The 21,008-nt window shown below is 46.9% G+C and carries 18 protein-coding genes; 9 read left to right on the top strand and 9 right to left on the bottom strand.

Features of this window, described 5'->3' with window-relative positions; translation table 11 throughout:
- Positions 1–26: 26 nt before the first annotated feature.
- The 3 genes from MKY85_RS05715 (at position 27) to MKY85_RS05725 (ending at position 5,501) form a co-directional block, all read left to right on the top strand.
- Positions 27–830, top strand: coding sequence for a nucleotidyltransferase domain-containing protein (locus MKY85_RS05715; RefSeq protein ID WP_342572060.1), 804 nt, complete (start codon positions 27–29; stop codon positions 828–830).
- 427 nt (positions 831–1,257) lie between these two features.
- Positions 1,258–2,826 (top strand): 3' terminal RNA ribose 2'-O-methyltransferase Hen1, encoded by a 1,569-nt coding sequence (locus tag MKY85_RS05720; protein ID WP_342572061.1) that lies wholly within the window; start codon positions 1,258–1,260, stop codon positions 2,824–2,826.
- Positions 2,823–5,501 (top strand): polynucleotide kinase-phosphatase, encoded by a 2,679-nt coding sequence (locus MKY85_RS05725; protein ID WP_342572062.1) that lies wholly within the window; start codon positions 2,823–2,825, stop codon positions 5,499–5,501. The genes MKY85_RS05720 and MKY85_RS05725 overlap by 4 nt, the downstream gene beginning before the upstream one ends.
- A gap of 144 nt (positions 5,502–5,645) precedes the next feature.
- Here the strand turns inward: MKY85_RS05725 and MKY85_RS05730 are convergent, their stop codons facing one another.
- Entirely contained in the window at positions 5,646–6,038 is a 393-nt protein-coding gene (locus tag MKY85_RS05730; protein ID WP_339259235.1) for a RidA family protein, read from the bottom strand.
- A gap of 277 nt (positions 6,039–6,315) precedes the next feature.
- Between MKY85_RS05730 and MKY85_RS05735 the strand changes: the two genes are divergently transcribed.
- Entirely contained in the window at positions 6,316–6,567 is a 252-nt protein-coding gene (locus MKY85_RS05735) for a hypothetical protein (RefSeq protein WP_342572063.1), read from the top strand.
- 124 nt (positions 6,568–6,691) lie between these two features.
- On the opposite strand, the gene MKY85_RS05740 is transcribed toward MKY85_RS05735, so the two are convergent.
- The 4 genes from MKY85_RS05740 to MKY85_RS05755 all read right to left on the bottom strand — a co-directional run bounded on the left by MKY85_RS05740 (position 6,692) and on the right by MKY85_RS05755 (position 10,356).
- Complete coding sequence (locus MKY85_RS05740; RefSeq protein WP_342572064.1) at positions 6,692–7,528, bottom strand: hypothetical protein; 837 nt, start codon at positions 7,526–7,528, stop codon at positions 6,692–6,694.
- Positions 7,529–7,587: 59 nt separating this feature from the next.
- On the bottom strand, positions 7,588–8,046 hold the full coding sequence (locus MKY85_RS05745; protein WP_339259241.1) for a hypothetical protein: 459 nt from the start codon (positions 8,044–8,046) through the stop codon (positions 7,588–7,590).
- A gap of 82 nt (positions 8,047–8,128) precedes the next feature.
- Positions 8,129–9,130, bottom strand: a complete 1,002-nt coding sequence (locus MKY85_RS05750; protein WP_342572065.1) for a WXG100 family type VII secretion target — start codon at positions 9,128–9,130, stop codon at positions 8,129–8,131.
- A gap of 305 nt (positions 9,131–9,435) precedes the next feature.
- A complete protein-coding gene (locus tag MKY85_RS05755; protein WP_339242935.1) occupies positions 9,436–10,356 on the bottom strand; it encodes an AEC family transporter in 921 nt (306 codons plus the stop codon).
- A 120-nt stretch (positions 10,357–10,476) separates the two neighbouring features.
- Between MKY85_RS05755 and MKY85_RS05760 the strand changes: the two genes are divergently transcribed.
- The 3 genes from MKY85_RS05760 to MKY85_RS05770 all read left to right on the top strand — a co-directional run bounded on the left by MKY85_RS05760 (position 10,477) and on the right by MKY85_RS05770 (position 13,385).
- Entirely contained in the window at positions 10,477–10,992 is a 516-nt protein-coding gene (locus MKY85_RS05760; protein ID WP_342572066.1) for a mismatch-specific DNA-glycosylase, read from the top strand.
- 226 nt (positions 10,993–11,218) lie between these two features.
- A complete protein-coding gene (locus tag MKY85_RS05765) occupies positions 11,219–11,794 on the top strand; it encodes a sigma-70 family RNA polymerase sigma factor (protein ID WP_342572067.1) in 576 nt (191 codons plus the stop codon).
- The gene (locus MKY85_RS05770) at positions 11,772–13,385 is read left to right on the top strand and encodes a hypothetical protein (RefSeq protein WP_342572068.1); all 1,614 of its coding nucleotides are present in this window, start codon (positions 11,772–11,774) and stop codon (positions 13,383–13,385) included. Before MKY85_RS05765 ends, MKY85_RS05770 begins: the two co-directional genes overlap by 23 nt.
- A gap of 227 nt (positions 13,386–13,612) precedes the next feature.
- On the opposite strand, the gene MKY85_RS05775 is transcribed toward MKY85_RS05770, so the two are convergent.
- Positions 13,613–14,674 (bottom strand): LacI family DNA-binding transcriptional regulator, encoded by a 1,062-nt coding sequence (locus MKY85_RS05775; protein WP_342572069.1) that lies wholly within the window; start codon positions 14,672–14,674, stop codon positions 13,613–13,615.
- Between the two features lie 231 nt (positions 14,675–14,905).
- Here MKY85_RS05775 and MKY85_RS05780 point away from each other — a divergent pair, with 231 nt between their 5' ends.
- On the top strand, positions 14,906–16,225 hold the full coding sequence (locus MKY85_RS05780) for a glycoside hydrolase family 125 protein (protein WP_342572070.1): 1,320 nt from the start codon (positions 14,906–14,908) through the stop codon (positions 16,223–16,225).
- Positions 16,226–16,527: 302 nt separating this feature from the next.
- Here the strand turns inward: MKY85_RS05780 and MKY85_RS05785 are convergent, their stop codons facing one another.
- Together MKY85_RS05785 and MKY85_RS05790 are read right to left on the bottom strand one after the other, a co-directional pair.
- Positions 16,528–17,583 (bottom strand): Gfo/Idh/MocA family oxidoreductase, encoded by a 1,056-nt coding sequence (locus tag MKY85_RS05785; RefSeq protein WP_342572071.1) that lies wholly within the window; start codon positions 17,581–17,583, stop codon positions 16,528–16,530.
- 39 nt (positions 17,584–17,622) lie between these two features.
- Complete coding sequence (locus MKY85_RS05790; RefSeq protein WP_076214488.1) at positions 17,623–18,510, bottom strand: sugar phosphate isomerase/epimerase; 888 nt, start codon at positions 18,508–18,510, stop codon at positions 17,623–17,625.
- 129 nt (positions 18,511–18,639) lie between these two features.
- Here MKY85_RS05790 and MKY85_RS05795 point away from each other — a divergent pair, with 129 nt between their 5' ends.
- On the top strand, positions 18,640–19,536 hold the full coding sequence (locus MKY85_RS05795) for an AraC family transcriptional regulator (RefSeq protein WP_342572072.1): 897 nt from the start codon (positions 18,640–18,642) through the stop codon (positions 19,534–19,536).
- Positions 19,537–19,806: 270 nt separating this feature from the next.
- Here the strand turns inward: MKY85_RS05795 and MKY85_RS05800 are convergent, their stop codons facing one another.
- On the bottom strand, positions 19,807–20,490 hold the full coding sequence (locus MKY85_RS05800) for a serine/threonine protein kinase (RefSeq protein ID WP_342572073.1): 684 nt from the start codon (positions 20,488–20,490) through the stop codon (positions 19,807–19,809).
- Positions 20,491–21,008 lie beyond the last annotated feature (518 nt).

A 21,008-nucleotide genomic window follows, 5' to 3' on the forward strand; every position in this document is an offset into this window, starting at 1 on the left:
TTGAGGGAATTTGGAGGCGGCTGACCATGACCTACGTTCATGAAGAAATGAAAGATACGATCAGACAACAGCTCAAGCAGATTGAACAGGAGGAGAAGGTACGAATCATCTATGCCTGTGAATCGGGCAGCCGGGCGTGGGGATTTCCTTCCCAGGATAGTGATTATGATGTGCGTTTTCTGTATGTGAGACCGCTGGAATGGTACTTGTCGATTGAGGATCGAAGGGATGTTATTGAACGCCCGATCAGTGATCAGCTCGATATCAATGGTTGGGATCTGCGCAAGGCGTTGAAGCTGTTTCGCAAATCAAATCCGCCCCTGTTGGAGTGGTTGCAATCCCCCATCCAGTATGATGAACAATACAACGTGGCACAGCATATCCGTGCACTTTCACCGTTGACCTTCTCGCCCAAGTCCTGCATGTATCATTATCTGAATATGGCGAAGGGCAATTTCCGGGATTATTTACAAGGTGAGCGAGTAAGAATTAAAAAGTATTTCTATGTGCTGCGCCCCTTACTCGCATGTAGCTGGATCGAACGTCATGATGCGATGCCGCCGATGGAATTCGAAGAGCTGGTGCAAGAACTTGTCCCTGCGACTACACCGCTATATACGGAAATTCATGAATTGCTGCGCCGGAAAAAGGCAGGTGAGGAACTGGATCTGGAGCCGCAGTTGCCAGCAATACAGACTTTTTTGGCGGAGAAGATCGAGCATTTTGAACAACTGGCCGGACAGATGGATAATGAGCAAATCATTCAATTGGAGGAATTGGATCGGATTTTTCGTTTGGCATTGCAAGAGGTGTGGGGCGAAGGGGAATAATTAGGACGGTTCTTACCCCAGGCGAGCGATCAAATGAGGGATGTTCACATCTAGAACGTTATAAAGTCCAAGTCGACTGACTGATTGTGAAGACTTGCGATGGAGAGTAAGTTCTAAGGAACACAGGACATCTTATGTGGCATCCAGAGTGTCTTTTTAAATTATAAGGAACGTGGGACACGTTATTGCCCGAAAAAGTCGGATAAAAGGATAGAAAAAGGCGGTTTAGCTTCATTTAGCATGATTCTGGTTCGTTAGGTTTTAGGTGGCGCTTCTCATCATGAAATAAGACGCCAGAGATTCGTTAACGTCATCATGCACTTGTGCTGCTCTGGCTTCGGGACGTTCAAGTATGCTGGGGCTTTCAACAGGTTTGCAGACACGCTCTGATGCGTGATGAAATTTTCAAATAAAAGGAGGAGAACTGATGCATCTGATCTTGAAGGCAAGCGGCGCTGACGCGGGAGTTGTATCCCGTTTGTTAGCGAAGAACCCGCTGAATATATATGATCGCTTAGACAAAGGTGTGCGTGTAAGAATGGTGTACACCAAGACAACAGAGACCGAAACAGAAGTGCTGATTCATGCCGAGCCTGATCCTGTGGATCTGGTCAGAGGCACACCTGATGGGTATGACATAACGCAATATATCAATGATCGTGAGTTTGTGACGAGCAGCCTGTTCTGCTCCTACATACGTGGGGCGCTAGGGACGGCCCTGAATGGCAAGCCCAAGGAAGACTATGTGCAATGGGTAGGTCACTCTTTTGAGTTGGAAATGATCTTTGGACCGGTGGCCTCCGATCTGCCGGATCGGGTTGTGGAGGAATTATTCTCGCCATTAGGATACGCAGTTTCGATGGAACGTGGAGAGTTGTCTTATTCCTTTGATCTGAAAAATAAAAGCACAGTTCGCCATATCACCTTGCGTGGTCGTAACACGGTACAACATGCACTGCGTCAGCTTTTTCTGCTGATCCCAGTGCTGGATAATTACAAACATTATTTCATCAGTGAAGATGAGATCGATAAAATCAAGCGTTACGGTGAAGGGTGGCTGGATGCTCATCCACTGAAAGAACTCATTGTGAAGCGTACGCTTCGTTTTGCCGAACTGATCCGGCAGTATGAGCGTCAAGAGGGTGCTATGTCTGCGTCTTTTGGACAGGAGAGCGGAATAGCTCAAGTCTTGAATACGGTTATTCAGAAGAATAACGTGGGACTTCAGGAAGAAGGAGAACAAGAATATCCCGGGTCCCACTCCGATTGCGATGAGAAGCAACTGAATGCAGATACTAGAGGTACAGTTGTAGGTACGGATGCAGATACAGGTACATCTGGACGAAATGGCAGGCAATCTGAACAATCTGAACCGCCTTTACGGTTAAACGAGTTGCGTTATCGAGCGATTACAGATGTGGTTGCAGCGTTACCATCCAAACGAAGCATTGTGGATATGGGAGCGGGTGAAGGAAAGCTGTCTGCCCGTTTGGCATACATTCCAGGTGTGGAGTCGATTATGGCCGTTGAACCTTCAGGTCAGTCACGACTACGAGCGATGGAGCGCTTCGCGAAGCTGGAGGGTCGTTCTGGAGTGGTGGCTATGCCGGAGCCGATTATCGGTTCACTTTTTTATTTTGACGAGCAGATGCAAAACCAGGACGTCATGATCCTGTGCGAAGTGATTGAGCATATTGAGGAATATCGTCTGAACAGAATTATGGACACAATCATGAACGAATATCAGCCAGAAGTGCTGCTAGTCACTACACCCAACAAGGAATATAACGAAGTGTACGCAATGGAGCAGGAAAGTTTCCGTCACCATGATCATCGCTTTGAGTGGACCCGTGCGGAGCTGGCTTCACGGTGTGAAGAATGGACGCAACACGGAAACTATGGCTATGAAATTAAGGGTATTGGTGAGCATGCAGAAGGATATGGACAACCAACTCAACTGGTCATTTTTGAGCGGAGAAAGGAGAGTCAATCATGAGGAGAAAAATGAGACCAAACGAAATCTCGGATAATGGCAGAGAACAGCAGGATCGGAAAAGTTGGACGGAGGAAAGACAGCGTGAGATTCGTCTACCCCACGCAGGCATTATCGTTCTCGTCGGCCCATCCAACAGTGGCAAAAGTACGTTGCTGGATCGCCTCGTTGAAGAAAGCGTCATTCGGCGCACGGAAGCCGTCTCGTCCGATCAATTCCGCATGCTGGTTGGAGATGATGAGTATGTGGATTGGAAAAACCGTCCCCGCAGTGAAGCGGATGTGATCTATGCCGAGTATCAGCAAGTATCGGCCAAAGCCTTTGAAGCGATGGAGGCGATGCTCGCAACCCGCTGTCGTCTGAACAAGCTGACCTGGGTGGATGCGACACATCTGTATCCAGAGGATCGGGAGCGACTGATTCAGGTGGCAAGAAAGGCTCACGTCCCTGTGATTGCAGTCGTACTGGATATCCCGGAAAAAGAACTTCTGGAACGTGATGCCCGGCGGGAGTATCCGCGTGGACGTCAACGGGTGAAGCAACAGGTCCAGCAGTTCAAGCGTACATTACGCTCGATCCGTGAGGATGGCTTTGATGCCAGTTATGTGCTGAAGCAGCCGGATGAGATTGCGTTTGTCCGCACATCCAATCCGCTGGTGACTGATATGGGTACAGGTATAGATATCATCGGAGATATTCATGGTTGTTACGAAGAAATGATGGAATTAATCGTGCGTCTCGGGTATGTGGACGAGGATGCAAGTGGCTTGTACCGTCATCCTGAAGGACGAAAATTGGTTTCGGTCGGCGACGTAACGAGTCGTGGACCAGAATCATTAAAATGTCTGTTGTTCTGGCAACGTCATTGTGACGCCGAGCTCGCCTACATGATTGACAGCAATCACGGCTGGAAGATTGCACGTTATCTGGATGGTCGTGATGTTACGCTGAATCATGGTGACGAACGGGTAGAGATGGAGTTGCAACAGTTTGAGCAGGAGCATGGTCAGGAGACGGCGAAGCGAGTACGTGCAGAACTTAGGACATTTCTGCTAGATGCACCATCTCATCTGGTGTTTTCCCGCAATGAGGTAAGACAAGTCGTTGTTGCACACGCAGGGATTCGAGATCATTTTATCGGGAAACAGTCCAAACGCATTCAGGATTATTGCCGATATGGCGATGTGGACGGAACGGATGAGCAAGGTCGGCCGGTGCGCAAGGATTGGTACGTGGATCACAATTCAGGTGAATGCATCGTTTGGGGACATGATCCTCGTCCATATCCTACGATTGTGAATGATACGGTCAATATTGATCAAGGTGTCGTTTTTGGTGGCATGCTCACTGCTTGGCGAATGCCAGAACGTGAGGCAGTCAGTGTTCCGGCGAAGCGGGATTATGCGGGAGATCCGGATAGTCCATTAAAGCGCTGGGAACAGCGGCGTTTTGCTCCGCCCAATATACGTAAGTTCAAGGAGGGTTTCACAGTTCAGACAGCATCTAAACTGGACGTGTCTGTACACGGTGAGGTGGCGAAGACGGCGATTGATACGTTCTCCCATTTTACTGTACCGCTGGAAGAACTGGTCTACATTCCGCCTACGATGAGTCCACCGCCAGGTGTATGTTCTGTAGAGGGATATCTGGAGCATCCATATGATGCGTTCCAGTATTATCGCTCACAGGGCGTTACCCGTATGATTGCCGAGAAGAAACACATGGGCAGCCGGGCCATTTTACTTCTTTTCCGTGATGAGCAAGCTGCGGTGCAACGAGTGGGCCGACCGATGCTGGGGAATATTGTGACACGGACGGGCCGATCCTTTTTTGATCCTTCGACAGAGCAGAGTGTGCTCTCGAAGTTACATGCGGACTTGACCGCAGATGGTTATTTTGAACGTCATCAGACGGAATTCGTATTGCTCGATGCCGAGATCGTTCCTTGGAATCTAAAGGCCCGCGAGTTGATTGCTTCACAATATGCACACGTGGCCGAAGCCTCACTTATGGATCGTTCTACGGTTCTGGACAAACTGCGTGAAGCTGAAGCGGCAGGTCGGAATGTAGATGAGTGGTTGCAGAAGACAGTAGGTAAACTTGCTAATGCCGAGACGTTCCGCGATGTATTCCAGAAATACTGCTGGGATGTGGATGATATCGGAGACATTCAGATTGCGCCGTTCCACACACTGGCACATAGCTCAGGAGCATTTTGGGAGCAAACACATGAATGGCATATGGAACAAAACCGTGAGTTCGCTCGCATGTCAACCTTGATGATGGAGACGGAATATCGCATGATCGCAAGTGAGGCAGATGAAACGGATGTTATTCGTTGGTGGGATGAGATTACCGCGGAAGGACATGAAGGTATTGTCATCAAACCTGAAATGTTCCGCGCCTGGAATAACAACAAAATGATTCAGCCTGCGATTAAAGTACGAGGACGTGCATATTTACACATCATATACGGAATGGATTACCTGATACCTGGAAATCTGTCCCGACTTCGTAAACGCAAAACGTCCAAAAAAGAACGCCACGCCTTAATGGAGAGTGCTTTGGGCATGGAGGGTATTGAGCGCTTTATACGCAGAGAGCCAGTGGAGCGAATTCATGAATGTGTGCTAGCAACGCTATCGCTGGAGTCGGAGCGAGTAGACCCGCGTTTGTAATCTGTTAAAGTAAAAGAATAAGAAATAAAGATGAAGCTGGTTCGGAGTTAATCCAAACCGGCTTCATGTGCGTATAAACTTTGTTAAAGCAAGTTCCTTATCAGATATGTGTGCTTTCTGCTGCAAGACTTGAGGTGAGCCGGATCAGTTGGTATGTGCAACCGCGCGAATCTCAACCAGTTGATGAGGGAAAGCCAGACCCGATGTGCCGACCATCGTAACTGCTGGACGATGCGTACCAATGTACTCTTTGTACACGGCAACACATGGCTCAAGATGCTCTTGAGGATGAACCAAGAAAATCTCCAGTTCAGCAATGTTCGACTTGGTCACGTTGAATCCTGCGAGTACGCGATCCAGGTTATCCAGTGTCTGGCGAACCTGTGCTTCAATATCATCCACACCAATGAACGTCCCCTGCATATCATGCGAAAATTGCCCTGCAATGTAGATCATACCGTTAACGCTGTATCCCTGAGCCACGCTGAATGCTTCTTCCCACGGTACACCGTGGCTATAGATTTGAGTTGTAGTCATATGTTTTTCTCCTTTGTAATTCAAGATATGCCCTAGTATAAACGGAGAAAAACAACTTGGGCAGTACGCACTTTCATGACAGTGACTATCCAAAAGGATAGTATTAACACGGTGTTTTGTGAGCCTTACGACTCATTTTAGGAAATCTTTATATCAGGATATTTAATTTAGATATAACTAACTTAAGTCCTATATCCTTCCCCTAGAATCTGGGTAATAATTAGAGTAGGCAAGTGATTGATGGAATCTCATAACGTAACGATAGGGGGTAACCTGTATGGCATCCGTAATTCTGCTGGTGAAACAGACGGAGGACGAGGAGAAGGTTATTTATCGATTCGGACCGAATGAGCGTAAGATGGGGCTCATTGAGATGAATAAGATCAAGGAAAGTGTGAGGGAACTAGAACCTGTTCATGTGGATGGTGTAAGTCCGAGCTTTTTCTTTAACCGAGCCGCGCAGCGACTGGTACGATGTTTATTCAGGGAAGGCGGCAAGTTCCCGGAACGAACGACGTTTGAATCATAGTCCTATGGCAGGCTGCATGACAAGTAGGCTCAGCAGGCAGTTGAGAGCTCATGGGTTAAATAATGGAAGAAGTCCAAGAGACCAAAGGTAGTGGCTCTTGGACTTTTTTGCGTGTGCTGCACATTTAAGTATGGGAGATAGGGACCGCGAAACGATCGATCCATTCTTGCAATTGTTTACGAAAGGAAGAATTGGTATGCTGGTCAATCTCGATGTTAGAATTATTTTCACTGGTGGAATCTCTGCTAGTCATGCTCCAGATACCTTGTTCGGTATGAAGCAGCAGGAGAGCTTGATTCGGCAGAGGAATTACATCTTCGGCATAATTAATGATACTGAGGTTATCCACACTACATCCAGAGGTTTCAAAAGAGTTATGCCATACCTTCAATAACTCGCGTGTTTCTAGAGGTAGCTCCCAATCCTCCATGAATCTATCTAACAGCATATGGTTTTCCTCGTTCGTCAGGATAGCCCATTGTTCCTCTGTTATCGTGAACTGAGTAGGTTGATCAATGAAAGGTGTGTGTTGCCCTATGTAAAATTGGAACAATTCCTCTTCCCATTCCTCAGGTTCTGTCCAGGTGAACAAATGCACACGTTGATCCACTGCCAAATGATAGAGGTATGTATCGTTGTTATCCGTACTTTTGTGAATGGTTAATACCTTTTCTTGTTCAAGGCTGTCTGAGTATGCTCTAATCATGCTGTGGCTTTGGGTAAAATGCATAAGCATCTTCAGGAACTCCGGCTCGATCTCTATCTTGGTATCTTCCATATGCAAGATGAGCCCCTTGGATAAAAGACCGTGAGAGGCAGCTCTTAGAACGAGTTCCCAGTGTTGTTCAGATAACTCGCCATACATCGGTTTTAGGAGACCGGCTGCAATGTCCTCCGCGCCAAGTGTGGCCAGCGCAAATCCGAATTCTTCAATGGATAAGGTGACAAGTGGTTTATTCATGAACTTAACCGCCTACTTTCCATGTAGATTGATAGATACAAGTTACCTTTTTTAGAAGGTCATTTGTGCTCATTCCAGGTTTTCCGAAGTAATTTAAGAATATCGTTTTCCTGATGTTTCAGTAGACTATACGTATAAACTTTATAGCTCTTTCCATCAACCATTTTGAATAAGTAATAGGATGGAGTAGGTTGAATCCATTTGTTTAGTCCCGGTGCTACGAAATCAATGGTGCGTATATCCTTCCAAGATATCTGTATTCCTGTATTTGTCTTAATACCAGACAGATCGAAGGAAAATAAGATGTTTGTTCCAAATACTCTCGTGATGTTCCAGATAAACAGACGTCCCACAAACCAAAAGCTTAAGAATGCCGCACTAGTAAAGTACAAGGTTTGAAGTACGCTATTGTCACCATAGATAACATCTCCAATCAAGACAAGTCCAGCAATGATAAAAAGAGCAGATATCAACGTATGACGAATTGCATATTTGCGTTGGTATGTAACGAGCTGCATGGATACCTCCTAAGTGTTACTTGAAGAGTTTACTAACCCATCGAATTCCTTTTTCAGCCGCTGATGCTATATGTTTTCCTGCTTAACTACCTATAGCTCCACCTACATAAGCTCCAACTGCTGTTCCTGCAGGCCCGGCAAACGATAATAGGGTCCCGCCAACAATAGCCCCCGCTCCTGCAGAGGCAGACTTGATCACGATATTCGATGTGGACACGGCGAGATCTGTTTTGGTTAATGTTCCTTCCTTATACTTGGAAACTGTTTTAACCCCTTCATCCCAAACATTAAGTCCTACGTTGATAGGGAACAGTTTTTTGCTTATCATTGTAGGTATTTTGGAAATCTTCATACCGTATTGACCTTTATTCACACCAGCAATAACATTGCGGGTCCATTGACCGAAGCTGTTGGCTTTGTTGAAACCAAGCCCGATATCACCTACTTTTAATTTACCTGCAAGTCGATCGAAACCCTTCAATCCTTTCATGACCAGACCCGGGCTGCGGAATTGTTTATCCAGTTTCCGTGCCATGTTACTCAGAAAGGAATTCCCCTTTCCCTTCACCCAAGGAGCATTATGGATTTTGGCACGGCTGGAGTTCCGGGGATCTACTTTGAAATGAACCGTTTTGGAGAGTACCATGGATGTAGCCATAGCAGAATATAGTCCTGTTCCAATCAGGCCTACATTTCCATGAATCCCATTCATTTTATTCCAAGACTTACTTCCTTGATCATATATATCCGATAGCGTCGTTTTTACATCTTTCCCAGAAGTGGATTGGCTTGAACTGGTCTGTACACCATGCCCGTGAGATTGATCCGTTTGTGAGAAACGAGTTGCAATGGTATGTAGTTCCGTGCCGATCGCAGAGACTGAGCTAGAAAATCTCTCCATTTGCCGATGAGCCACCTGAAAGTTCTGAAAGAAACGCTCCTGTGTGATTCCTGACCACTGGCCCTGTAACGTACTTATATGTCTGCTTAAATTGTTAATCATGCTACGACTATGTTCCGAAGCTTGAGCAAATTGGTTGGAAATTGCATGAAGCTGCTCAGGCGTTACAATAATCCTGGTCACGACATTCACCTCGTGGAAGATAAAATTAAGAATTTCTACAGATTATGTATAGATCAAAAATGAAATGCTGTGAAATATTTACCCACTAATTTTAAAGGTCGAAACGTTTATTCGCAACGGATAATAAGCAATTGACGCGCAAAACAGTCCTTTGGTCGGGTTAAATATGTGCTCTTCGTAATACTTTGTTCCTGCAAATGGGACGAACAGTATAAACAAAGAAGCCCACAACCTTTTATAAGGGCGTGGACTTGTAAATTTTATTTTGGTCTTAACGGAGGGATATACTTATGAACAATCCTCATCTAGAACGTTTTGGCATAAGAGATCAGTGCGGTAATCGTGATGATGTTCAAGAGCGTTGAGATCAGCACCGTCTGGGCTGCAAAATCAGGTTCGTTATCGTATTCTTCCGCCAGGATGGATGCGTTGACACCTGTCGGCATACCCGAAGCGATAATGAGAGCCTGTGCAGCAATGCCTTCCAATCCAAGCATGAGCACAATCGAAATTCCGATCGCGGGGCCAATCAGGAGTCGCAAAAATGTGCTAATATACACATCAAGACGGTACAGCCGGATTGGGTATTTTACAATCTGCGCCCCTAGTGTCAGTAACGCTACGGCAACCATACTTTGCTGCGCATAGGTCAGTGGCATGGACAGAAACGTCGGCAAGGGAAGCTTCCACATGTGAAACAGAATCCCCAGCAAGAGCGCATAAGGAACGGGCATTTTAAGAAATCCAATAATCACCGCACGGTAATTACCTTTGAGCTTCGCGCCTTGAATGGACAACACGCCATAGGTAAATGTCAGTAATGCCTGTAAAGACATGACCAGCGCCTGAATGGAAGAGGCGAGTGGATCGCCGCGGAATACCAGTGCATTAATGGGCAGGCCATAGTTGCCTGCGTTATCCAGCATAATACTGTTGTTGAAGGCAGCCTTCATGCCTTTATTCATCCGGAGAGAACGGGACACGACTGAACCTATAATATAGAGAATCAATACATAGATTGCGTAAAATAATGTCACAGTCCCGAGCAATTCGCCCGACATATCCGAGTGATACATGCTCATAAAGACGGCTGCGGGGGTAATACAATAGAAATTGATTTTGGCGAGGGTGTACAAGTCCAGCTTGAACACCTTTTGCATCCAGGATCCGACGGCGATCAGGAGAAAAACGGGTAGGACGACTTCAAGCATGATGTCTGCAATCATTAGTTCAGCTTCCTTTTTCATGAAAATTTCATCCGATTTCGAAAATGCTTTGCTTATTATATCATTTTATACACAACCAAATGTGGGAATAGGCTAAAAAAGATCAGGAGGTGTTGCATCATGATTCCAGATCATCTGGATGTTGGTTTATCGATATTGTTTATTGGCTTCAATCCGAGCATTACGTCTGGAGAGACGGGGCATCATTACGCGTACAAAGGAAACCGGTTCTGGCGCATTCTTGAACGGTCGGGATTAACGCCGCGTTTATATGATGCACAAGAGGATGGAGAGTTGCTGAAGCTGGGGTACGGATTCACCAATATCGTGGCCCGTCCCACCAGAGGTGTGGAAGATATTACGAAGGAAGAGTATGCAGAAGGACGCCAGATTTTGCGGCAAAAGCTGGAGGAGTACCGGCCGGACATCGCCTGTTTTGTAGGAAAAGGGGTATACACCCAGTACAGCAAACGTTCCAAAGTGCAGTGGGGATTTCAGGATGATCCGGTCGTCAAGGAAATTCAGGAATTCGTCGCTCCATCGTCCAGTGGACTCGTGCGCATGTCGATGGATGAGATTGTGGCGATCTATTCACAGCTTGCTGATTTTGTTTCGGACAAGAACAGGGAGAATTAAGAGGAAGAAAGACAGGAGAGGTAAGATAGCAGCAGTAATAGGCTACCACGAAACCTATAGAGAATGTGCAGCAGCGATCAAAGAATGTTGGTACGCAGAGTTCACCCGGTCGGCAATCGCCGATCAGGGCGAATTCTTTTTTTTGGATAAAGTGAGAGGTTTCGGGAATGGTTTCCGTCTATATAGTACAGAACCATGCATGGAAGCTGTAGAGAAGGGGGATTACATGACTCAACAGATACCGGAGGAGGAGCTTATTGAGCGCATTATTGCAGGGGATAAGCAGTTGTTCTCTGTGCTAGTAGATCGATATAAAAATAAAGTCTATGGCATTATGCGCGGAATGGGTGCGAGTCATCCGGATGCACAGGATCTCGCTCAGGATACGTTTATTCGTATCTATCGATATCTTCCGTCGAGGCGGGAGGGAAGGAGTTTCTCGTCGTGGGTGTACACCATTGCGGTGAATAGGATGCGGGATTTTATACGGCAAAAGAAACCCGTCATGTCTCCGGTCGATCAGGGGATCGAACCTGTCAGTAACGAGACACCGGAAAAGCGTGTGCTGCATAAAGAGATGCAGCGTGAAATATATCGACATCTCGAACAGTTGCCTGATTCGTATCGGCTGGTGTTATTACTGAAGTACACAAACGAGTTGAGCTATGAAGAGATTGCGGATGTTACGGGTTTGAGTTCAACCAAAGTGCGTAACGCCCTTTATCGCGGGAAAAAAACGCTAAGGAAGCAAATGGAACGCAAAGGAGGTTTAGCCACGTATGAAGCCTATTTCAAAGGATGAAGATCGGTTGTGGGAAGATCATCTGTATCGAGAGGAGCCGGACTCCGATTTTACGCTTAAGCTCATGCAGAAGCTGGATAGCGTGTCCATGGAAAGTGGAGAAGACGGAAGTCCATTCGTAAAAAAATCCATAAAAGCGCATTGGAAGCGCCGGACGGGGATCGCCGCCGCGGCAGTTGTAATACTTGCCGGAGGGGCCTGGTTTGCTTTTGATCGTACAGCTGAGCCAGCGCAACCCGCGGTAAATGCTGTGGATCGTCTGCCATTGCCTAACATACCTGTGCCTGAAGCATTGAAATATTCCTATTTTGCGGATGATTATAAACGTCTTAAACCTCTTGGACTTGTGGTTAATCCGGATATCCATATCAATGACCAGGGCTACACGCTTAAAATTGAAGACGTGCTTGTAGACCGATCTCATATGGTAATGACCATGCAACAAACAACACCTGATGGATTAGGGTTATCACGGTCACTGTATGCGATGGGGAGAATTCATGTTACGGATGAAGAGGGGCGACAGGTTGCCACTCTTGCAAGAGATGCAAGAACAAAGGGCCCTCTAACTGAACGGTTGTTATTCCAGTTTTATGATGAAATTCCGGATAAAGTTGTCGTGCGGGGTGAACTGCGTAATTTAAATGTGGGCAGATATTATGATTACGAGAAGAAGTCCTACGAAGATAGAGATGTTAAGGTGGATTGGAGCTTCCAATTCAATATCGATATGACCAAAGCCAAAACATTGGCTGTTGAAAACTCTATGGATAACACATATACGACGCCAGAAGGACTAAAGCTTGATATGACACAGCTTGTACGTACGCCAAATGGAACCCGGCTAGATCTAAATGTGAAGCTGGAGGATAAGCTTCGTGGCAAAGTTGATGAGAATTGGGCGAGTTATATGAGTATCATCTACCATCTTGAGATTCCTGAAACAAATGAATATCGAATTTTCAATGGAATAAGACCAGATGCCCGTCAAGCCAAGTTTCAGCTCCAAGATCTGAGTGACTTAAGAAATGGTGGACCGTTGAAGTTGTCTGAGACATGGGACCCTGCATTTGTTACGGTAGATGCGAAGAACATTCGCTTTGTTCTGGATGGTTACACCCTCCCGGTGAAGGAAGAGAAATCAGTGGAAGTTGATCTGGAGAAGAGGCGTAAAGACACGAATTTTTATACTTTTGCACAATTTGAACAGCTTGGAGATAAAATATTATTCTATGATTTTGAGTACGAGCCACTGATGGAATCGTATGATCCTCCGAAGATTGATGTAAAGGAAGGGTATTCACTAGTTCTGAAGGGGAGTGGGACGTTCCGAAATGCTTTCATGGGTGATCGCTGGGTTGCAGTAGATTCGGATGGAAAAGAGTATCCTGTTGAAGTGAACGGTTATCCGGATCAACCTAATAATAACGGTGAATACGTTGAAGATGATCTGCAATTAAAAATTCGGGGGTTTAACGAAGAAAAGGGTACAAAATTCACTTTGAAAAGAACAGTAGTCAATAGAGAGTATCGCGATGTGAATTGGGAAGTGGATCTTCCATCGTACGATAGCCTGCCTTGGCTGAAATAACCACTAGTATATCTTTGGCCATGAAGTGAAGAAACGCTTGGGATGAAGTAAGGATGGATCAACAGGATTGAAGAGTGAATGTATAGACATATAAAAGTATAAATGACTAATATACGAAAAGGCCCTGCATCATTGTGCGGGGCTTCTTTTCGTATGCATCAGATATAGCGGGAAAAGCTTGTACCTAACGAATTCATCTTCATAAAAGAGAGGTGGCGCACGCCGAATTACGCCGATTCCCTTGGAATTAACGTAGTCGATAACATCACCGTTTCTTTCGGAGTTCCCGGGCGTTCGATCCGGCGTTGTAAAGCTTCAACCGCACGTTGTCCAAGCTCCTCTTTGCACAGATTAACCGTTGTCAGGGGTGGGGAGGAAGTCACTGCAGAATGTACATTGTCGATACCGATGACAAGGCAATGTTTCGGTGTGGAGATGCCCATCTCCTGTAATTTGTGCATCCACTGCAAGGCAATATCATCATTAACACCAATCCAGGCATCGGGACGTTCGTCACCTGGCATGTTTTGAATGTTAGTGGCTAACTGATTAACCCATTCCCCGTTCTCATACGGAATATTCCATTCTCTGAAGCTGGTCGTATGACTGGTATCCACATGGAAATGATTCAAGGCCAACTCAATCCCGATCTTCCGCTGCGCGAAGCTTGCAGCACGCCCATCATCTGTGATGAGTCCGATCCGTCGGCAATTCATAGACATTAGATATCTCGCAACAGTAATGCCAGCTTCCAGATTATCATGGCTGATCGTATCACAATTCAGCAGCGGCTCCTGATGATCTACGAGAATAATAGGCCGACCCGTCTGAGAGAGGCGTTGCAGAACCGTATGAGGAAAAGCACCCATGACAATAATTCCTGCACAACGTTCCCAGTCCAAATGAGGAGCAATAGCTTTTTCGGGAGAGGTGTTCTCGTCCGTCACTCCGAGTGAGGGAGATACAATGGCATGATGCCAACCACGTTCATTACAAGCGGAGATCATGCCTGACAGAAGACGTTGCCAGTAGTGGGGTTCACCGCGGTTAAGCTGATTCATGCATATGAGAACAAACGGGGGATCGGACGGATCTGCATGGTTTGCGGCAGTAGAACTGTTAGTAGCCCCCGGGGTACTTTGGCGATATCCCAAAGCCCTGGCGAGTTCCAGTACCCGAGCACGTGTCGCTTCACTGACACCCGTCTTGCCACTGAGTGCGCGGGAGACGGCATATTTGGATAATCCGAGCTGGTCAGCCAGCGTCTGAATGGATACTTTGCGTGACATATCATTACTCCTTCGTATGTGAGCAATTTGTACAATTGCAGATGTAAAAAAACGTTTGAAATGTGCATTAAGATGACTTTTATGAATTGACGATCATCGTCTGACACAGTACACTTACAACTAATAATGTTATTATAAATTATCATAACAAAAATAACAATAGCGTGAGAGTTAGTATTTGGGTTCATTTATACTAATTTGTGAGACTTTAATTCAAAGGAGATAACATCTATGGAACAGTTCAGATTACCGAAAATCCCTATGCAGCACCTGGAATTGCCGCAAGCTGTGCAGGATATTCTGACTGAGGCGGACGAGCGTTTGCAACATCGACCGAGATTGCTGGAACAGTTTCGCAATTGTTTTCCGAATACCCTGGAAACGACGACGAAGCTGCATGATGATGGGACAACCTTTGTGATTACTGGGGATATTCCTGCCATGTGGTTAAGGGATTCGGTAGAGCAGGTCATGCATTATGTTCCACTTGCGAAGCATGACGAGAAGTTACAGCGAATCATCGGAGGCCTGATCAAAAAACATACATTTTATGCAGATAAGGATATCTATGCCAATGCGTTCAATGAAACGGCGAATGGATGGCATTGGGATGCCAATGATGAGACGCAGATGTCACCATGGGTATGGGAACGGAAGTTTGAGCTGGATTCTCTATGTTTCTCCATGAAGCTGGCTTATACATATTGGCGGGAGACGGAGCTGACGGATATATTCGATGAGCGATTCAAGAAAGTGATGGAAAATATTGTAGACCTGTGGGAGACAGAACAGCACCACGGAGAGCGTTCATCTTACCGGTTCATGCGTCGCAATTGTCCAGCCCATGATACGCTGCGTAATGAAGGATTGGGTATGCCTGTGAATTATACGGGTATGATCTGGTCCGGATTTCGTCCGAGTGATGATGCGTGTGATTTTCATTATAATATTCCGGCGAATATGTTCGCTGTGGTAACCTTGCGCCAGATGGGGGAAATCGCGAAGTGGGTGTTCCGGGATGAACAACTGGTGAGCCGGATGGCTCGATTGGAAGAAGACATAAGACATGGCATTTCCCTGTACGGTACTTATCGTCATCCAGAGTATGGACAGATCTATGCCTATGAGACGGACGGTTACGGCAACTTTTGTCTGATGGATGATGCGGGCACGCCTGGGCTGATGTCCATCCCGTATATGGAGTATGCTTCGGTGGAGGATGCTGTGTATCAGAACACACGCCGATTTATTTTGAGTAGGGAGAATCCGTTCTACTATGAAGGGAAGGCAGCCAAAGGGATCGGTAGCCCGCACACCCCGCCGGGATACATCTGGCACATGGCGTTATCCATGCAGGGTCTGACCGCAGACAATGACGAGGAAATGCTGGCCATGATTGAATTGCTGGAGAACACGGATGCGGATACGGGATATATGCACGAGGGTTTCCACGCCGATGATCCCAACACGTTCACCAGACCATGGTTTGCTTGGTCCAACAGCCTGTTCTCGCAACTGGTGTATAAGGCAATGAAGAAAGGGATTCTATAAAATGATGTAAGTTCAAAAAAAGTGCTCACTGCTCGCGAAGCAGCCGTTTCGGTTACGAATCGTTCTTTTGATCGCTGTTATCCCCGGATTTCCTGATCGACTCTTGTAAAGTCGAAATCCGGGGATAAAGGCGAACACTTCGTTTCTTCAGAATCGATTTCGTCCCCTACACTACTTCTGCTATTTGGCATGACCTTTTTTTGACATCATTTTTAGAATAGGAGAGTAGGTAAAAAACAATGAAGCCCAAACTGCTGAACTTTGCAGTTTGGGCTTTGTTTAATTGATGTACACAGGCTTTTCTATGTGTTTTTCAGCAGATCGGCGATGAATACTTTCTGGCCTGTGCGTGCGCTTTCGAGGGATGCGAGGACCATAGCCATGCTGAACTGGTTATCACTGCAATCCGTTTCAGGCAATCGACCTGATTCGAGTGCAGCGAACATGTCTTCGAGGCAGCCATGATGACCTGTTTTGTCCATGACAGGCAGTTCCGCTTCGATCCGCTCACTTGGCTGGAAAAAGGATGGTTTGCCGTCAGCATCCAGGCTTTGCGCAGTGACCACCTCAGCATAGATGTCATCATGACCATCCCAGATCGCAGTTCCTTTTTCACCCGTTACGCGCCAGCTTGCTTCCCATGATGTGGGTACACCCTCCGCGCACCAGGAGCCGCGATAGTTGAATACGGACCCATCGGACATCTCAAATATACATAACGCCATCGCATTGCCCTGATACCAGGAACCTGGAGGATTGAACTCATGGCAGTACACTGATACCGGGTTGGCTCCGAGAATATAGCGTGCCTGATCAAACGTATGTATGGCCATATCGAGCAGCAGCGGGCTATCCATTAGATCCCGGAATCCCCCGAAATGAGGTCCGATGAAGAAGTCGGCTCCTGCGTAACCTACCTGCCCTATAGCTCCGCCGGAAATGAGATGCTGATAGGCGCGGATACGTGGATCGAACCGACGATTCTGCATCACGGCTTGAATATGTCCTGTACTGCGAGAGGTTTGCACAATATCTGTGCAGTCGGAGAAGGACTCTGCGAGGGGTTTCTCGCCAAATACATGACATCCCTCCTTCAGCGCTGTCATGGCAATGCCGTAATGACTCGCCGGAATCGTGACATCGAATACGATATTCGCGCCAGTCGCTTGAATGGCCTCGCGGATATCGGTGAACGTAGGGCAGGTGAGGCCGTGTCTTGTAGCAAAAGCAAGGGCTGTCTGTTCATACAGATCAACCAGCCCGACGATTTCTGTATCCGGCCTTTGCAAGGCATAGTCCGCCCACGTGTTTGCCATGGCACCGCAGCCAGCGATAATTACCCGATAAGGATGACTCATCCGCTCATCTCCTTCGTATGGATTGTGTTGTGTAGTACTTTATACCGGATTGGGCACAAAATCGCCGCCGCGACATTGTTTCAAATACCGCAAAGCATGTACCTGTCCTGTCATTTCGAGTTCGTCTTTGTAGACGGGATCATGCCAGCCTTCAATATCAATCGTGCCCTGGTAACCGTTCTGACGCAGAATGGTGATGATGTCTGCCCAGTTGTTATCCCCGAAGCCGGGTGTGCGGTGCCAGACAAATTCACGTGGGCCGTGTACGCCGTATTCCTTGACAATATCCCAGGCAATCGTGGCATCTTTGCCATGTACGTGGAACACTTTGTGAGCCCATTTGCGCAGCTGCGGTATCGGATCGATCAGGCTGGACATTTGGTGGCAAGGCTCCCACTCCAGACCAACATTTTCATCTGGGACAGCATCGAACATCATCTCCCAGGCCGTCGGGTTATGGGCAATGTTCCAGTCGCCTGTCTGCCAGGTGCCACCCATATCACAGTTTTCAAAAGCAATGCGTACACCCCGGTCTGCTGCCCGGCGTGCCAGTTCGCCAAATACTTCCTTGAATCGGGGGATGGACTCGTTAATGGGTTGATCGGTTAATCGTCCGGTGAATCCGGAGACGATATCTGCACCGAAGAGCTGTGCATGATCAATGACCCGCTCCCAGCTTGCTAGTGTATCGGCGTTGTCCCCGGCTCCCGTGAGCGGGTTACCAAATACACTCACCGCAGAGATGACAATACCTTGTTCATCCACGATTTCACGGACACGTTTGGCTGTCTCTGCCAGGTCCAGATCACCAGTGGTTTGCCAGAAGGTCAGGTTAAATGATTCGAAGCCATGTTGCATGATCTGCGGGATAACACGGACGGCGTCCTGCCCGCCTACAAGGGTACCGATGCGTAATGATTTATTCATGGTTGTATTTCACTCCAATATTGGCTTATAGTACTTCGTGACACACTCATTATAGCCGTGCATTAACGGGATGGCTCTACACAATCTTGTGTAATATTAGTCGGATCTTGTGAAGAGGGGGAAGAAGTCGTGCTGGATCTGAAAGCGCTTCACGAAAACACCCGAATTGACCATAAATCACATCCATTTCAACTGTTCCAAAATCGATGCTCAGATATGAAAGCGGAAGAATGCATTCTGTATTTGCATTGGCATGAACATTTTGAACTGATTGTCATGCGCAAGGGAAGTGCGCTGTTTCATATTGATAGCAAACCATATGTGGTTAGCGCAGGTGAGGTCATCATCATTCCTGGAGGTACGTTGCATGTGGGGTATGCCTTGGACGAGGGGGATGTGCATTATGATTCCGTTGTAGTCAACCGTGCACTGTTTCATGATTTCACCCACGATCCCGTGCATGAGCAATATGTCGCGCCGTATCTGGAGGGAAGGGTGAGATTTCCGGTCAAACCGGCAGAGGAAAACATCGCCTGCACAGGCTATTATTCTTTGCTAAATGAAGCTGTGGAAGAAATGGCATTACAGCCCCCGGCTTATCAGCTCGTGGTGAAGTCCAAGCTGCATGCCTTATTCACGCTGCTTGCGCGAACCTTTATGCCGCAGCAGCTGCCGGATCGATCGGTGGGATCGTATTTTCCCAATCGCGAACGTTTCAAACAGTTGATTGCACAGATTGAAGCGGACCCCACAGGTAAGATGTCTGTTACGGAAGCGGCAAGCCATGTTGGACTGAATGCGTATCATTTCTGCAAAATGTTCAAAAAGCTGACCGGACGCACCTTTGTGGAATACGTGAATGGGTGCAGGATGAGTGAGGCCGAACAACTCCTGCAAGGCAGCAGTCTGACCATTACGGAGATCGCCGCCAGAGTAGGCTGCGACAACGCCAATTATTTTACGAAGTTATACAAACAGTACAAGGGCATGACCCCTTCACAGGGGCGGGGGAGAAAAGAAGGTTAAGCGCAATTAGTATGCAATCATAATGGCAGTCTCAGATAAAAAGGCATCATGGTGTTTGTATTCCTATACAACTCGCAGTCATGATTATAAGCAGAAGCAGAGCGTACGGCAGTAATTACTGTACTATCAATGTACTAATCACCATACTCCATACTTGGACTTACATCCATGAAGAATAACCCGGATCGAGGCCAACTCAAGGCGTTCTTCCGGGTTGTTTGGATTGCAGAATCAGAATAACAAGACTGTCCTATAATGTGTACAACGTACTCATTTCATAAATCTGGAGAACAATCTATTCGCCTTTTTGGAGAGATCGTCCATTTTGACATTGGCATGATCGAGCTGATTGTACCCCCATTTGATCGTCTGCAGCATGCGCGGAGATATGGGCGTTCCTTTGATTCGCGGATAGATGTTGTGATAGGCCCAGACGAGATGCTCCCAGCGATTGTCATTGCCGTCCTGAATGTATTCGGATACGTCAATCACTTTCCCGCGCCCGTCCTGAAGAATTACATTTTTCAAATGAATATCACGGGGGTTCAGCCCGCGGCTGCGAACGGCTTCTCGCGCTGCGTCCACATCGAGCATCACCTGCTCGGGGACGGGGATTCCTTTTTCCAGACATTCCAGCAGGGTATCTCCGGGTTCAAAACTAATTACGAGAACATTTCGGCCGCTGCCGTAATAGGTAGGGAAATATGGCAGACCTTTGAGTTGTTCGTATACCTGCTTTTCATTTTCGAGTTTGTCCAAGGTATGATCCGAGTACATCTTGAAGGCATACTGCGGCAAACCGTCATACGTAAATACAGCCGCATCCGTACCTGTGCCAATGCAATTCAATCCTTCTACATCGCCGATGATGTTCACGAGCTCATTCCGGTCGCTTCCGATGACTTGGATCTGTTGTAATGCTTCTTCCGCCTGGAACCAATCCGGTCGATTCATGGGTGGTGCCTCCTTTTTGGATATGCCTGTACAGAATTTACGCATAAGTTATAATTTGAATTGTCCACTGGGCCATCACGCGCGTTGCAATATAAAGATCAGTGTGCATATTCTAACGAACCGTATAAGTCTTATTTTGCTGAAATCGGCAGTTCTTAGAATGTAACGAATCAGAGGCACGTTATTGGCTCGTTTGCACACTGTAAACACGTGATCCAGTCGGAATGAGACTATATAACGTGTCTGAAGTTCGTTAGATTTGGATCGTGCTGTACATCCATGTAATAAGGTGTATGTGATTCGATAGAGCTGGGCCAGACTAGTTCAGCTTACCTTCGTTAAAGGTTCGGTCAAGGCTACCTTCAACCCAACCTTCAATCCTACCTGCAATGGCAACACACTACCTCCAACTCTACTGGCAATAGCCACACTACCTTCAACCTATCGGTAACCCTACCGGTCGCTCACCCCGGCAGTTCTCTACAGAAATTTTAAATCCCGCTCTTCAGTTTCAATGT

Source organism: Paenibacillus sp. FSL R5-0749 (assembly GCF_038595085.1).
GTDB lineage: Bacteria > Bacillota > Bacilli > Paenibacillales > Paenibacillaceae > Paenibacillus.

Excerpts from the sequence above, each read along its gene's own strand:
- MKY85_RS05770 (WP_342572068.1), top strand. The coding sequence starts at position 11,772 with ATGAAGCCTATTTCAAAGGATGAAGATCGGTTGTGGGAAGATCATCTG.
- MKY85_RS05715 (WP_342572060.1), top strand. The coding sequence starts at position 27 with ATGACCTACGTTCATGAAGAAATGAAAGATACGATCAGACAACAGCTC.
- MKY85_RS05800 (WP_342572073.1), bottom strand. The coding sequence starts at position 20,490 with ATGAATCGACCGGATTGGTTCCAGGCGGAAGAAGCATTACAACAGATC.
- MKY85_RS05730 (WP_339259235.1), bottom strand. The coding sequence starts at position 6,038 with ATGACTACAACTCAAATCTATAGCCACGGTGTACCGTGGGAAGAAGCA.
- MKY85_RS05790 (WP_076214488.1), bottom strand. The coding sequence starts at position 18,510 with ATGAATAAATCATTACGCATCGGTACCCTTGTAGGCGGGCAGGACGCC.
- MKY85_RS05785 (WP_342572071.1), bottom strand. The coding sequence starts at position 17,583 with ATGAGTCATCCTTATCGGGTAATTATCGCTGGCTGCGGTGCCATGGCA.
- MKY85_RS05745 (WP_339259241.1), bottom strand. The coding sequence starts at position 8,046 with ATGCAGCTCGTTACATACCAACGCAAATATGCAATTCGTCATACGTTG.
- MKY85_RS05760 (WP_342572066.1), top strand. The coding sequence starts at position 10,477 with ATGATTCCAGATCATCTGGATGTTGGTTTATCGATATTGTTTATTGGC.
- MKY85_RS05765 (WP_342572067.1), top strand. The coding sequence starts at position 11,219 with ATGACTCAACAGATACCGGAGGAGGAGCTTATTGAGCGCATTATTGCA.
- MKY85_RS05775 (WP_342572069.1), bottom strand. The coding sequence starts at position 14,674 with ATGTCACGCAAAGTATCCATTCAGACGCTGGCTGACCAGCTCGGATTA.
- MKY85_RS05740 (WP_342572064.1), bottom strand. The coding sequence starts at position 7,528 with ATGAATAAACCACTTGTCACCTTATCCATTGAAGAATTCGGATTTGCG.
- MKY85_RS05720 (WP_342572061.1), top strand. The coding sequence starts at position 1,258 with ATGCATCTGATCTTGAAGGCAAGCGGCGCTGACGCGGGAGTTGTATCC.
- MKY85_RS05725 (WP_342572062.1), top strand. The coding sequence starts at position 2,823 with ATGAGGAGAAAAATGAGACCAAACGAAATCTCGGATAATGGCAGAGAA.
- MKY85_RS05755 (WP_339242935.1), bottom strand. The coding sequence starts at position 10,356 with ATGATTGCAGACATCATGCTTGAAGTCGTCCTACCCGTTTTTCTCCTG.
- MKY85_RS05780 (WP_342572070.1), top strand. The coding sequence starts at position 14,906 with ATGGAACAGTTCAGATTACCGAAAATCCCTATGCAGCACCTGGAATTG.
- MKY85_RS05735 (WP_342572063.1), top strand. The coding sequence starts at position 6,316 with ATGGCATCCGTAATTCTGCTGGTGAAACAGACGGAGGACGAGGAGAAG.